Raw genomic sequence first — 13756 nt, 5'->3', positions numbered from 1 at the left:
CTAACGAGAAAGCGTGTCGACAATGCCGACGATAGCCAGATCGATGGCCTCGTTAGGGCCAGAAAAAACGTGTCTGGCGCTGGATCCGCTGCTGAGTAATACCAGTTCGCCGGTCCCTGCGCCGACAGAATCAACAGCGACTTCATCTCCACTCACCGGGGATGCAGGAAGCTCTCCGTCAGCACTTACCCGACGTACCAGCAACAGTTTTTTTCCCACCAGTGATGGGGATTTTTGCGTGGAAACCACAACGCCTGTAACCCGGGCCAGATGCATAGCTCACTCCTGCTTAATTAGTTGGACATTTCGCAGACTGACTGCTTCCTGAGCCAGAGCCGTCACGACACACCGACGGCGCAACACCAGTACGCCATCCCTTAATTGGGCGACGTCGGCATAGCTGAGAAGCTTCTCAGGATGCAAAAAGATGATTCGTCCCCGTTCGTCATTGAACTCCAGCGGCAGACGTGCGAGTTTTTTCACGGGGATTGCGGGTAACAATCGGTGTTGTAGTGAAATTTTCACGCGGACTCCGCATGCTAGTGCGTCGTGAATCGTTACCACCGACATGTTGGCTGGGCAGCCTTCGGCAATTTGCTCCAGTAATGGCAGGTCCACTTGCTGGAGATGGAGCGACGAGTACTGGCAGCATACTGTCCGTGAATCGATTTCCCGTAACTGCGCGACGCTAAGAGTGAGCGTGCTTTCCGCGCGTTTTTTTAATCGGGAAACAACCTCCTCGATAATGCGTTGCAGCAGTTCGTTGTTCATCGTGAGGTCACCAGTGTGGCGAATGCCTGGGGATTATCAGCACCTGCAGCATTGGCTTCGTCTGTATCGATATGCATTTCGAGGCGCATATCCGGCGAAACGCGTACGGCGACGTTATCGAAAATCAGTCGACGTTCATCGCCATTAATGGCAACCGAGACTTTATCACCATGGGAAACCCGCAGAATCAGAGCATCGAGCGGAGACATATGGATATGCCGTTGGGCGACGATCACCCCAGATGCTAAGTCCAGTTCAGCAAATGGGCTGACGAGACGAATACCGGGTGTGCCCTGAATATTGCCCGACATCCGCAGCGGAGCAGCAATTCCCAACGTGCGGGCGTCGGTACGAGAAATTTCGACCTGGCTGGTACTGCGCAGCGGGCCGAGTAAACGCACATTTTTTAACTGACCTTTTGACCCCACCAGCGTGACAGTCTGCTCTGCTGCATATTGTCCCGGCTGCAGCAGCCCTTTTTTCTCACTAATGGGGTGATTGGGAAACAAGCGACCGTAATCTTCAGCGCACAGATGAATATGACGATTAGAGATCCCCAGCGGAATCGGGCGCTCGCGCATTTCATCCAGAACCTTAGCGACAGTGGTCTCCAGTTGCTGTTTATCCATTACGCTTCACCTCGTTTGCCAGAGTGAAGACAAAGCGTGCGCGGCTCGCCTTTTTGACGAGGGCAGGCAGGATCAAGACACAAATTGCAGCTAATCAACTCTGCATCTTGCGGTGCTTCGGGTACATCATGGTCTACAAATATCTCTTCATGCGGTACGGCTGGTATGGGTTCGGGCGTTGGCTCAGGCTCCAGGACAACGCTATGCGACAGGATCCCGTCCCCGGGTCTGGAAATGACTTTGTGAGCCACCAGTCCATCTCGCTGGTCAGCGAAACTGACACCGGTGGAAATGGCCGCCTGGACGGAGGCCACATCCCCGATTATCTTGATCACCGTCCAGCCTGAGCCGTTGGTTTTTTCGAGGCCCACCAGCGTGATGGAGGCGGCTTTCGCCATGACGTCCGCGCAACTGATGGCTAATGCCAGACCACTAACTTCAAGTAATCCCAGTGATTGCTTCACGCTGTGCTCCTTGGTTGCAACGACTTATGCGGATTTAGGTAAAATGGCTTCAACGTCGCTGTGCGGACGCGGGATAACGTGGCAGGATTTCACCTCACCAACGGCGCTTGCGGCTGCGCTTCCAGCATCTACGGCTGCTTTCACCGCGCCGACATCACCGCGAACCATAACGGTGATAAGGCCAGAGCCGATTTTTTCGTAACCAACCAACTGCACGTTTGCGGATTTCACCATGGCATCAGCGGCTTCAATAGCGCCGACAAGCCCTTTTGTTTCAACCAGTCCCAGTGCGTTATTCATACTGCTTTTCTCCTGTGGGTTATGAGTGGCATTCCCGGAACGGAATGCCTTTAACCAGCCGCGCAGCGTTGTTACCAATGCTGCGGCGATCGTGGCTATTTTGTTGATACGTCAGCGTAAAAAGTGGTGCTGACGTGGGTAAGTTTTTGTAGTGCACGACCAGTTTTTCGCGGCTACAGCCAATACCGACCAGCAATGGAGACTGGCAGGCGGCCAACCATGCGTTGTGGATAACGTCAGTTGAGCTACTCTCCTGAATCACAAAGGGAATCCCTTCTTCTTCAATACCCAGCAGTACGTCATTCCAGACGTCAGCACAGTCAGCACTAGTGAAGATAACGATGGCTGGTGTGGTGAGATTACTTTCCATGAGCGAATGCCTTATGCCAGGAGAGAATCAGTCCTGTCGCAACCGCATTGCGCGGACCTTCGGTACCACGAATGTTGCCGCGCCCGGCAACCAGTCGATAATGCGCCAGAGCATCGGTGACCAGCTGTGGAATTTCAAAATCCAGAGATGAGCCGCCAACCAGCACCACAAAGGGAATATCCCGAATGTTCCCGGTCGGACTGACCTGACGTAGCGCTCTGAGTGCGTTAGTAACGAAAACGCGCTCCTTGGCGCTTCGACGAATGGCCCGTACTTTCTCCAGCGCCAGTTCACCAGGCAGTGGCACCAGTTCATCGGGTTTCACTACGCACACGCGCGCAAAAACCGTTGGTGGGAGAGGCGTAGGGAAGAACTGAACGCTGCCGTCTTCGTGGCGAAGGTGGAACAAGCTCTCAACTTTCGCCAACGGATACTTTTTAATTTCTTCAGCGAGATAACGGTCATCCAGACCCAGTTCACGGGCAATGATCATCGTGACCATATCGCCTGCGCCTGCCAGGTGCGTGGCAATAATTTCGCCCTTAGGATTGATGATAGAAGCGTCGGTTGAACCCGCGCCGAGATCCAGAATAGCCAGTGGTCGTGTTGTGCCCGGAGTTGTTAAGGCTCCCAGAATGGCAGCTTCGGCTTCGGCCCCGCCAACCTGGACGTCAATGTTGAACTTTTGCTTGATCTCCTGGGCAATCATCGCCATTTGCAGGCGGTCTGATTTCACCATGGAGGCTATGCCGACAGCCTGCTCCAGCGAGAACTCACCGGCAAGTCCACCCGTCACACTGACGGGAACCGAGGTATCGACCGCCAGCAGATCCTGAATAAAAATTTCATGACTGGGTTTGTTGGTTAATTCAGCCATCGTCTGGCGCACATGCTCCAGCATGCCGCCAATATTGGTGCCAGCTTCTCCGGTAACGTTATCCAGTTTTGGGCATTCACCAACCTCTTTCATAATCGCTTCGGCGCCCGCGGCAACGTCGACCCGTACGGTACGACCCTGAGACTGTAGCTCCAGATTTCCGGCAGGAATCGCTCGCGCTTTCACATCACCTGACGGCGTTTTCACCACCACGGCTGAACGGTTGCCGATCAGCGCCCGTGCCATCGGAACAATGTTTTTAGTCTCATCGGCATTGAGGCCAAAGACAGTTGCAATGCCGTAGGGGTTAGAAAGGGTTTCAATGACCTTTCCTGGTACAGCGACCTCAATGGCAGCCAGCATCCCCAACGGGATGCGGTCGATATGAAGGACTTCATCGACGATGGGCAGGGGGTGAGTCAGACGATTGCTGACCAACACGCCATCGTCCTGCTGCAAAATAACGCCAGTTAACTGGTATCCAGCTCGGACGGAGGCATTAATCATCGTAGCGACATCGGCGAAATCAAATGCCGATGACACCACCAGAATATAGGGCGTATCCGCCGGGCGACTGAGAAGGTCTTCCGGCGTAATAGTGACGCCCACGCCTAACCCGACGCCGCCCGGTGTTTTAGGGTTATGGCCGATCATGGTGGATTCAGTGATGATGGTTTCGGTTATTGTTTCCATCGCCACGTCGCCAATGACCGGGGTGGCTTCGTTAATACGGATGAGCGAAATATCGCTGACATTGATACCGGCGTTTTTTGCCGCCAGCGTAAGGGCCTCCTGAATGCCAAACACATTACGTAATGTGCCCTTAATTCCGGTGGTTTCTGCCAGCGCGCTGCCGGTGATGCTCAGCACGCCAGACTCATCCAGAGTAGCCAGAGCGACTTCCGTTGATGAGTTGCCTATGTCAATGCCAGCTATATATCGCATGATCCTGTCCCTGAGTTAGTCGTCGCCTTTGAGTTTTTTACGCTCAACGTACAGCGCTGCCGCTTCACGAACGAAAGCTGCACAGATTTTTGCCTGATAACGATTTTCGAGATCGTCGGCGATAGCCATCAGCTCATCTTTTGTTGAGCGGTACGGGCGCAGCGCGTTGTAGATCTCAAGAATGCGATCGTCAGGAACAGCGGTTAGCTCGGCTGCGCGCTCGAAGTTCATCGCCAGCCTGTCACGTCCGGCATCTTTGGCAATTTCCGCCTGCAGGCGCAGTGTTTCAGGGGTGATGCGCATGTCCTGCGCGGTCACTTTGTTGCTCAGAACATTTTCAAGCGTGAAGTCGTCCAGCGTTTTGTTGGTCGCAGTTTTTACCCACTCAGGATGTTTATTCGCGAGAGGGTAATCCGTGACTTTCGCGGTATGTGCTGATGAACTCGCCGCGGGCGGAGTCGCGGACTCGCCTTGCAGGCTGTTCATCCGGCTCAACACATCCCGAACCATCGATTCAATTGCGTCGGTATTCATGGAGGTATCCTTTATCAAAGCGCCACGCGCAGTTCCTGCGGGTTTTTGCCTGTCACAACGTATTTGGTCTCTTTAATGTGCAGAATGGCTGATTTGGCCTGGTACTTAGGACGGGCCATCTGGTCATTCAAAGTAGGGACCGGTTGCGGAGATTCACGCTTGGCATAACGCGCGGCGTTTTTACCGATCTGACGATAGGTTTCCAGCGTCAGAAGCGGTGCCTGAGGGAACAGCTCCAGGTTTGAAAGCGGCGGTAACCCCTGCTGGTGGATAACCGTGGTACCTTTTGACTGGATGCCGATAGAGATCCCGGAACCGCTCAGACGGTTCCCCTCAACGGCGACAAACGCCACATCGGAGGATTTAAAGCAGCGGATAACGCGCGCTTTAATGCCTTCTTCTTCAATACCGGCAATCACTTCGCGCAAGATATTCTTATGCGGGATCCCTACGATATTGACGGTTTGCGAGAGCCCGAACGCCGGCCCTACGGCAATAATCACTTCGTCCTGTTGCTGGCCTTGTTTGGCTTCACCAATCTCGGTCAGAAAGCTGTCTCCCTGTGTCGCCGCAGCCTGAGGTGCGCTTGCCGCTGTAGATGCGCGGAAAGAGACGGGTTTGTCGCTGGTCTGCATTTCAGACAACACATCTTCAATTATCTGGCGCAGCAGTTTTTCATTAATTTCCATTTTTCACCCCTTAGCCAAGCTCGTTGGGATCAAGTGCGCCAGGGATGTTTTTGATCTCTTCCCAGCGTTCGCCTTGCAGGCGATAACCTGTTGCCGGACCGGCATAGTCGTTAACATCATTGACAGCGGATAGCACCTGTCCGTCGCCAACGATAATGGCGGAGGTATGCAGGTAATCCCCGGTTAACTTGGCTTTCTGGATGTTGAGCATGTCCTGAGCGACATCGGTAAATCCGCCCTGAGCTAGGGCTTTCACCACTTCCAGACCGTTACGGTTTTTATTGATGATCTCTTGTGCAAACTTGATGTCTTCAACGATGTTACGTTCCGGCATATCTTTCGAACCGTGGGCGTAAGTCGCAGCTTCCACTTCTTCATCAGTGATTGGTGGTAATCCCATCCCGGCAAAGACGGCCTGCAGCGCACGTGCCGCTTTGTTACGAATGGCGATAACGTCTTCTTCCCGAACCGGGCGCAGACCACCGTCTACTTTCAGGTCACGCTGGAGAACGTTGTAGTCGTCAAAATCTTCAGCATCTTCGTTCGAACCCGCAAACATGTTGTCGTAGTTCGGCACCGCGGAATAACCAGAAGAAATGAAGTCAGTACCCGGCAGGAACTGCATCAGCAGACGAGCAGTACGACGCATATCCGAGTGGGTAAAGGTTTGGTCGTTGCTGGAGGCGCATTCCAGATCCAGAGAGGAACAAATCAGGTTTTCAGCCAACACTGCACGAATGCCTGACGGCACGGCGGAAGGGACACCGATGCAGCTTACTGAACCGTTTTGCAGGCCCTGTACGCCCGCAGCTTTGGTGATGTAAATGCAGCGGGCTTCCAGATAAAGCATCGATTTGCCTTCGGCGTAACCCATCTGAACTTCTGAGCCAGAGCCGGAGGTAAAGCGCATTTTCAGACCACGGGAAGCATAGGACGAGGCGAGGAAGCCTTTCGACCATGGCGTGTCATCGCCGTCGGTAAAGACGGGTTCAGTACCATAGACGGAGATGGTTTCCGCGTAGCAGGTGTGGCCTAGCATGCCGAGTTTAAGTTCGGTAGCTTCTTCCAGCGAGCACTGGGTTAATACGCCTGGGCGTCCAACCTGTGAGCCGACTAACAGCGCAATGGCGTTAAATGGCGCATAACGCGCAACGGCAACGGTTGTTTCCTGTTCGTCAAACCCGCGCCATGCGCCTTCAGCGGCATCAGCGGCAATCTGCACCGGGTTATCTTTGACGTTTGTGACGTGCGCTTGTTGAGAGGGTGTACGACGAGCGCGCATTTTCTGCATCGCCATCATCATCTCAACGACGTTCATATGGGACACCACTTCGACAATTTTTGCCGGCGTCATTGCGGTGGTCAGCGGCACTATGTCTTTGCGCTTTACGTTAGGGTCGCAAAGCATATTGGCCAGTTTGACCGAGTCCATCGCCATGACCTCTTCAGCGCGCGCCAGGTTAATGCCATAGCGGGCAATGAAATGGTCGATTAAGTCAAATTCACTGGCGGATTTACCGTCCAGTTCAGTGACTGTACCGTTGACGATTTTAATCGACGGTTTGGGGTCGTTCGGGCTTTCCATCGCAATGAAGCCTTCTTCGATCCACTCCTTAACGAAACCATCCTGATTCACAGGGCGCTTCGCCAGTGCTTCAAATCTTTTCGATCTCATGAATCAGCCTCACTGATATCAGATGTAGGACGGACGATCGTTTTTCGGCTCTGAGCCGAGGGTCCCGAGTACGGTTTTACCGATTTCACGGGCGGAGATAACGGCCTGACGAACAGCGCCAGAGTCACCCGAAATAACCAGAATGGCTTCGTTACTGAAGCTGGTGCCATGAGCAGGGGAGCTGTAGGCCACAACTTCCACGTTGGCGGATTTCAGGGCCGTATCGGCCATCAGGACACCAACGGATGCTGGCGCGCCGACGATAACGCCACAGGCACGGCCAATCGGTGCGCCAAAGGCTTTTTCCAGCGCGTAGCTGGCGCGTGCGGTGTACTGCATTTCGATGTGACCGGCTTCGTTGGCATAAACATCGCCAAAGGTGCGATCAAGTTCTTTCAGTGCGACTTCAATGCCACGTTTCACGTCGGAAACATCGTTGCCACCAAGGATAATCAGCGAGCCATGACCTGCGCCGCCTTTGGTATCACGTGGTAACTCAATACTGACGACTTCAGTATTGGTGGCTTTTACCGCTTCATCGGCGGCCATGATGTGCGGGCCAGCGCCAGTACGGGCACCAAGGATGCCAATGGAGCGATACCGTTTTTCAAGTTTCATTGCGTCCAGTAGGGCGCTGTCTACGTTGGCGATTACCAGACCGACGGTGTCGCCAATCGCGGTACCGACAAACTCCGTTAAACTGCAGCTTTTCTCTGCCATAGCCGTTTCTCGTGTTGGAGGATTATTTTCAGGGATAGCCTGCTGTTCCGGCGTTGCCACGCGAGCAATCACCTGCGCCATGATCTGTTCAACCAGCTCATTGCTGCTCATTAGCTAATTCCCTTCGGTAAGATTTTTTCTACATCGGTATGCGGGCGTGGGATGACGTGTACGGCTTTCACTTCTCCCACATTACGGGCTGCGGCGGCACCTGCATCTGTTGCTGCTTTGACTGCGCCGACATCGCCACGGACAATGACTGTTACCAGCCCCGAACCAATTTTTTCGTAGCCGACCAGCATTACATTGGCTGACTTCACCATTGCATCTGCGGCCTCTATGGCTGCAGTTAAGCCTTTGGTTTCTACCATTCCTAACGCTTCTTGTTGCATAAAGACCTCGCCTGGGTTGTCCCGATTTTCATGACTATAAAAAGAAGCGAGGAAAAAGAATGGCTGAGTTGAAAGTAAGAGTGAAAAAATAGTGGGGTTATGGTGAGATAAAATTGCCATATATCATTATAACAATTTGTTTTTGTTGGTTATTTTTAGTTTAGGTAATGTGACTATTTGGTTATGTTAATTCCATATTTACACTTTTCCGAGTGACAGTTTAAATATCATTTGCTATGCGAGAAAAATGAAATTGTGATGATCGTTTGAAAATGGAATTCTGCTGTTCGCAATATTTTATTATTTTGAAAATGTACTTTTAATAGGGTAAATCCTCGTTTTACCGCCTGCTTTAATAAAGGTGATAGCAAGAATTTGCTATCACAACACGATTTTTAAGGGCATGTCGCTTGCAGATTGCCAACAATTTGCCGATACAGATTTTTATAGTAAGCCTTGAAGTAATCTTCCTGCCAGCAAGGAGTCCGCTGGTAAAGACACGAACTCTGCTTAGAAGGTGTCACAATGAACGATTCACTAAGAGCGCAATGTATTGCTGAGTTTTTGGGTACCGGACTATTTTTGTTTTTTGGTATTGGGTGCCTGAGCGCCCTGAAGGTCGCGGGTGCCAGTTTGGGATTGTGGGAGATCTGCATCATATGGGGCTTGGGGATCTCGCTTGCAGTTTACCTGACAGCCGGGATTTCTGGGGCCCATCTCAATCCTGCTATTACCATCGCACTTTGGTTGTTTGCCTGTTTTCCGGGTCGTAAGGTACTACCTTATTCTGTCGCTCAGATAGCGGGGGCCTTTGGTGGCGCTATGCTGGCCTATTTGTTGTACGGCAGCTTATTTATTGAGTATGAATCAGCCCATCAAATGGTACGCGGTAGTCTGGAAAGCCTGCAACTTGCCAGCATTTTTAGTACGTATCCTGCCGCCGCACTGAGTGTCTGGCAGGCCGCACTGGTCGAAGTGGTGATTACCTCCATTCTGATGGGGATGATTATGGCGCTAACGGATGACGGTAACGGTGTTCCCAAAGGCCCGTTAGCACCACTGCTGATTGGTATTCTGGTTGCTGTTATCGGCGCATCAACCGGTCCACTTACCGGTTTTGCGATGAACCCGGCACGTGATTTTGGTCCTAAATTGTTTGCCTGGATGGCCGGGTGGGGTGATGTTGCGATGACCGGGGGGCGTGATATCCCATATTTCATTGTGCCGATTGTGGCTCCCATCATCGGCGCCTGTGCGGGCGCAGCAATTTATCGTTATTTTATTGGCAAAAATTTACCGTGTAATTCGTGTAAGTTGGAGGAAAACGAGAGCTAGCTTCACGAAAGATGTTTATTATTGAAAGGTAAAAACTGTTTTCGTGATCCGGTTTCCTGAACGGCTTAAAAAGTCTCCCAACAATGGGAGACTTTTGTTATGTTCAATGCTGACTTTCATCAGAGCGCTGGATCGCGAGATGAAAATGAATGTGTGAATAATATGTTTTATTTATAACAATAAATTAACTGAGAGGTTTTATCATGATTTCTGCGAGTGCCCTGAACTCAGAACTCATTAATAAAATCGCACAGGATTTTGCACAGGCCACCAGTCTGGCTGTTGTGGTTGTCAATATTCACGGTGATGAAATTTCTGAGCTTTTTAATTTCACTCCTTTTTGCCAGTTGATGCGCCAGCATCCTCAGCATAGTACGCGTTGTCGTATGAGCGACCGCTGTGGAGGGTTGGAAGCCTCTAAATCCGATCAACCCTGCATTTATCGCTGCCATGCCGGACTTACCGATTTCTCAATTCCGCTGGTCATCGCGGGACACCTGGTAGGATTTGTGCTTTGTGGACAAGTACGCTTAAGTAACGATGTTGGCCTCGTTGATATTCTGAACGTCGATGACCGCTGGCAAGCCGATCCCGAACTGGTCAACGAGTTCCGTAATGTACCTGAAATGGACTATTCTCGAGTCATTGCTTCAGCGGATTTACTCAAGCTCATCGTCGAAAATTGCCTTAAGAAACAACTTAATTTTGTTGTTATCAAAGATAACCCGCAGCAGTCAGAGCCGGTACGCGCTAACCGTAGTACCAACCCTCATGACAGTAAAATGAAAAAAGCCCTGCGTTATATTGATGCACATTTATCAGACGATCTGCGTCTGGAAGATGTTGCCTCTCATGTTTTCCTTAGCCCGTACTATTTCAGCAAATTGTTCAAAAAATATCAGGGTATTGGTTTTAACGCATGGGTAAACCAGCAAAGAATGGCCAGTGCCAAAGAGCTGCTTTGTCACAGTGACTGGAGTATAGCCAGCATTGCGCGTAATTTAGGCTTTTCGCAAACAAGTTATTTTTGCAAAGTTTTCCGCCAGACCTATCAGGTTACGCCGCAGGCATTTCGCCAGCAAATAAATGTCATTTCACGCGGTGAATCCGCTTAAATAGCAATATTTTGCTATTGCCGATTTTTGATATCGGGCGCTATGTTAGTCATTATAAAATGAAATGTGACAACAGCAGTCAATAAATTGTCATAGCGCAACAAAATAATGGTATTAGAGGGATAAACTGCACCAGTTTTTATTTTTGTGATGAGATACAGTGTCTGTGTGAATGATTTTCTTTATTCTTAGCTGATACTTTCATTCAAAAAGTGAACGTGTGAATAAGTGGGTTAAGGCCAGAAAATTGGCTGAATGAACTCGGAAAGATATTAAATTGAATTATTGTCATGAGGTCGTGAATTTACCTCATAACAGAGAGCTTAATTAACCAGGCTCTTGAACTGACAGGTTTGCCACATTTGTGGTAGGGAAGGGGGTGAGAATCCCCCGCAGCCCCCGCTGCTGTGATGCTGACGACCCCGTATGGACCACTGATCGCAAGATTGGGAAGGACGGGTGAGGATGACGCTAAGCCAGAAGACCTGCCTGTCAGTGACTACCAACAACTTCGGTGGGAAGTGGGTGGTTCAGATGCATACAGTCGAGAGACTGGGTATCTCTACACCCCTACCACCCTGAACAGGATCAGGGTATGGCGGCCAATTTTCACGCATTTGTTCTTGCAGGTACCGGAAGCGGCTGTGGTAAAACCACGGTGACGCTGGGCTTGTTGAGCTTGTTGAAAAAACGCGGTTTGCGCGTCCAACCTTGCAAAGTGGGTCCTGATTACCTTGATACCGGCTGGCATACAGCGGTATGCGGTACCGCTTCCCGCAATCTTGATAGCTTCATGCTTCCCGTCCCCACGCTGAACGCTCTATTCAACGAGCAGATGCAACATGCGGATATCGCCGTTATTGAAGGTGTGATGGGGCTGTATGACGGCTATGGTACCGATCCAAACTACTGCAGCACCGCCGCGATGGCTAAACAGTTAGGCTGTCCGGTCATCTTACTGGTTGATGGCAAAGCCGTTTCCACTTCAATCGCCGCAACGGTAATGGGTTTTCAGCATTTTGATCCCACCCTGAACATCGCCGGCGTTATTGTTAATCGGGTTAACAGCGAAACGCATTACCAGTTACTGAAAGTCGCAATCGAACGTTACTGCGATGTACCCGTCTTGGGCTACGTACCCCGTATGGAGGGCGTTGCCCTTCCCGAACGTCATCTGGGTTTAGTAACCGCACGTGAGTCGGTTATCAATCAGCAACCGTGGCAGGCTTTTGCCGCGATGCTGGAGCAAACCCTTGATATCGACGCGCTGCTGACACTAAGCCAGTCAACCAATCCTCCTGCTGGCGAATGGCCCGCGCTGCCTGCCGCAGACGCCGGAGCAGGGCTAACGGTTGCCATTGCCGATGACGAAGCCTTCAACTTCTACTACCCGGATAACATTACGCTGCTGGAACGTACGGGGCTAAATATTGTTCGTTTTAGCCCGTTGCACGACACCTGTTTGCCGGACTGTCAGATGATCTGGTTAGGTGGAGGATATCCTGAGCTACACGCTGCGGCGCTGGCTCGCAATGTCTCGATGCTGAATCAACTGCGAGAGGCACATCAACGTGGCGTCGCGATTTATGCAGAGTGCGGCGGGCTGATGTATCTCGGCAGTTCGCTTGAGGACAGCAACGGCGATACCTGGCTGATGGCGGATATCATTCCCGGCCACAGCAAAATGGGGAAACGTCTGACCCGATTTGGCTACTGCGAAGCGCAGGCCGCGCAGCAAACATTGTTAGCTGCAGAAGGCGAAGTGCTGCGCGGACATGAATTCCACTACTCCGATTTTACCCCTGAAACGCCAGCGGTAATGAACTGTCGCAAAGTGCGCGATGGTAAAACGCTGCAAGCCTGGTCCGGCGGCTGGCAGGTCGGAAACACCTTCGCCAGCTATCTACACGTTCATTTTGCTCAACGTCCGCAGATGCTTAACCATTGGCTGGCAGCTGCGAGGAGTGCGCTATGACGATCCTTGCGTGGTGTGTTGCCTGGCTGCTTGATTTTATCATCGGCGATCCGCAGAACTGGCCGCATCCGGTGCGCTGGATTGGCAATCTGATTTCTGCCGTGCAGCGAGTTATTCGGCGTTATTGCCATAGCGACCGTGCGCTGCGCATCGGCGGCGCGGTGATGTGGATTGTGGTGGTTGGTCTGACCTGGGCGGTGTCCTGGGGCGTGCTGGCACTGGCAGAATCTATTCATCCCTGGTTGGGGTGGGTGGTAGAGGTATGGATGATCTTTACCGTGCTGGCCGGGCGCTGCCTGGCAAAGGCCGCGCAGGATGTCGAACGTCCTCTACGTGCCGGTGACCTTGCTCAGAGTCGGGAGAAATTGTCATGGATTGTGGGGCGTGATACCTCACAGCTGCAACCGCAGCAGATCAATCGCGCGGTGGTGGAAACCGTGGCTGAAAACACCGTAGACGGCATTATCGCGCCGTTGTTCTTTCTCCTCCTCGGCGGTGCGCCCCTGGCGATGGCCTACAAAGCGGTAAACACCCTTGACTCCATGGTGGGCTACAAACATGAAAAATACCGCGCTATTGGTATGGTCAGCGCGCGTCTGGACGATGTCGCGAACTTTATTCCTGCAAGACTGAGCTGGCTGTTGCTGGGCGTGGCGGCATTTTTATGTCGTAAAGACGGCTCGCGAGCTTTACAGATTGGCTGGCGCGATCGCTACAACCACAGCAGCCCAAACTGTGCATGGTCAGAGGCATCCGTAGCCGGGGCATTAGGCATTCGGCTGGGTGGTCCTAATGACTACTTTGGCGAGCGCGTTGAGAAACCGTGGATCGGTGATGCTCAACGTGACATTTCGGTAGACGACATTTCCCATACGATTCGACTGATGTGGGTGGCATCGACGCTGGCACTGGCGCTGTTTATTGCGCTGCGGTGGCTGTGGGTCGGTGTAGCCTGAGGACAACAT

Annotated in this window: 16 protein-coding genes and 1 riboswitch; of the genes, 4 read left to right on the top strand and 12 right to left on the bottom strand. The window is 51.9% G+C overall.

What is annotated here, in order from left to right; all coding sequences use genetic code 11:
- From OGY33_RS09525 to pduA, 12 genes are read right to left on the bottom strand one after another with little or no spacing between them, the layout of a single operon-like run.
- Positions 1 to 276 (bottom strand): EutN/CcmL family microcompartment protein, encoded by a 276-nt coding sequence (locus OGY33_RS09525; protein ID WP_003030211.1) that lies wholly within the window; start codon positions 274 to 276, stop codon positions 1 to 3.
- Between the two features lie 3 nt (positions 277 to 279).
- Complete coding sequence (gene pduM / locus OGY33_RS09520; protein WP_048215998.1) at positions 280 to 771, bottom strand: microcompartment protein PduM; 492 nt, start codon at positions 769 to 771, stop codon at positions 280 to 282.
- Positions 768 to 1400: a phosphate propanoyltransferase gene (locus OGY33_RS09515; protein ID WP_191238345.1), complete on the bottom strand. Its 633-nt coding sequence runs from the start codon at positions 1398 to 1400 to the stop codon at positions 768 to 770. Before OGY33_RS09515 ends, pduM begins: the two co-directional genes overlap by 4 nt.
- The gene (locus tag OGY33_RS09510) at positions 1400 to 1864 is read right to left on the bottom strand and encodes a BMC domain-containing protein (RefSeq protein WP_032943897.1); all 465 of its coding nucleotides are present in this window, start codon (positions 1862 to 1864) and stop codon (positions 1400 to 1402) included. Before OGY33_RS09510 ends, OGY33_RS09515 begins: the two co-directional genes overlap by 1 nt.
- A gap of 24 nt (positions 1865 to 1888) precedes the next feature.
- Entirely contained in the window at positions 1889 to 2164 is a 276-nt protein-coding gene (pduJ, locus tag OGY33_RS09505) for a propanediol utilization microcompartment protein PduJ (protein ID WP_001057752.1), read from the bottom strand.
- 19 nt (positions 2165 to 2183) lie between these two features.
- Complete coding sequence (locus OGY33_RS09500; RefSeq protein ID WP_003834139.1) at positions 2184 to 2534, bottom strand: glycerol dehydratase reactivase beta/small subunit family protein; 351 nt, start codon at positions 2532 to 2534, stop codon at positions 2184 to 2186.
- On the bottom strand, positions 2524 to 4356 hold the full coding sequence (locus OGY33_RS09495) for a diol dehydratase reactivase subunit alpha (RefSeq protein WP_191238346.1): 1833 nt from the start codon (positions 4354 to 4356) through the stop codon (positions 2524 to 2526). The genes OGY33_RS09500 and OGY33_RS09495 overlap by 11 nt, the downstream gene beginning before the upstream one ends.
- Before the next feature lie 15 nt (positions 4357 to 4371).
- Entirely contained in the window at positions 4372 to 4890 is a 519-nt protein-coding gene (gene pduE, locus OGY33_RS09490; protein WP_003030243.1) for a propanediol dehydratase small subunit PduE, read from the bottom strand.
- 14 nt (positions 4891 to 4904) lie between these two features.
- A complete protein-coding gene (pduD, locus tag OGY33_RS09485; protein WP_003834131.1) occupies positions 4905 to 5579 on the bottom strand; it encodes a propanediol dehydratase medium subunit PduD in 675 nt (224 codons plus the stop codon).
- A 10-nt stretch (positions 5580 to 5589) separates the two neighbouring features.
- Positions 5590 to 7254 (bottom strand): propanediol dehydratase large subunit PduC, encoded by a 1665-nt coding sequence (gene pduC / locus OGY33_RS09480; RefSeq protein ID WP_003030249.1) that lies wholly within the window; start codon positions 7252 to 7254, stop codon positions 5590 to 5592.
- An 18-nt stretch (positions 7255 to 7272) separates the two neighbouring features.
- Positions 7273 to 8085 carry a propanediol utilization microcompartment protein PduB gene (gene pduB / locus OGY33_RS09475; RefSeq protein ID WP_003834129.1) on the bottom strand — a complete coding sequence of 271 codons (813 nt, stop codon included), beginning with the start codon at positions 8083 to 8085 and terminating at the stop codon, positions 7273 to 7275.
- Positions 8085 to 8366, bottom strand: coding sequence for a propanediol utilization microcompartment protein PduA (gene pduA / locus OGY33_RS09470; protein ID WP_003030255.1), 282 nt, complete (start codon positions 8364 to 8366; stop codon positions 8085 to 8087). The genes pduB and pduA overlap by 1 nt, the downstream gene beginning before the upstream one ends.
- Before the next feature lie 525 nt (positions 8367 to 8891).
- Between pduA and pduF the strand changes: the two genes are divergently transcribed.
- The 4 genes from pduF to cbiB all read left to right on the top strand — a co-directional run bounded on the left by pduF (position 8892) and on the right by cbiB (position 13747).
- A complete protein-coding gene (gene pduF / locus OGY33_RS09465) occupies positions 8892 to 9701 on the top strand; it encodes a propanediol diffusion facilitator PduF (RefSeq protein ID WP_003030258.1) in 810 nt (269 codons plus the stop codon).
- Positions 9702 to 9904: 203 nt separating this feature from the next.
- On the top strand, positions 9905 to 10816 hold the full coding sequence (gene pocR / locus OGY33_RS09460) for a transcriptional regulator PocR (protein ID WP_003834122.1): 912 nt from the start codon (positions 9905 to 9907) through the stop codon (positions 10814 to 10816).
- 332 nt (positions 10817 to 11148) lie between these two features.
- Positions 11149 to 11323: riboswitch (cobalamin riboswitch) on the top strand.
- Between the two features lie 88 nt (positions 11324 to 11411).
- Positions 11412 to 12791: a cobyrinic acid a,c-diamide synthase CobB gene (locus OGY33_RS09455; protein ID WP_191238347.1), complete on the top strand. Its 1380-nt coding sequence runs from the start codon at positions 11412 to 11414 to the stop codon at positions 12789 to 12791.
- The gene (cbiB, locus tag OGY33_RS09450; protein WP_048216004.1) at positions 12788 to 13747 is read left to right on the top strand and encodes an adenosylcobinamide-phosphate synthase CbiB; all 960 of its coding nucleotides are present in this window, start codon (positions 12788 to 12790) and stop codon (positions 13745 to 13747) included. Before OGY33_RS09455 ends, cbiB begins: the two co-directional genes overlap by 4 nt.
- Positions 13748 to 13756: the final 9 nt, after the last annotated feature.

This window comes from Citrobacter sp. Cpo032 (genome assembly GCF_030332975.1).
GTDB classification, from domain to species: Bacteria; Pseudomonadota; Gammaproteobacteria; order Enterobacterales; family Enterobacteriaceae; genus Citrobacter; species Citrobacter portucalensis.
This window is presented reverse-complemented; position numbering and strand designations above follow the sequence as displayed.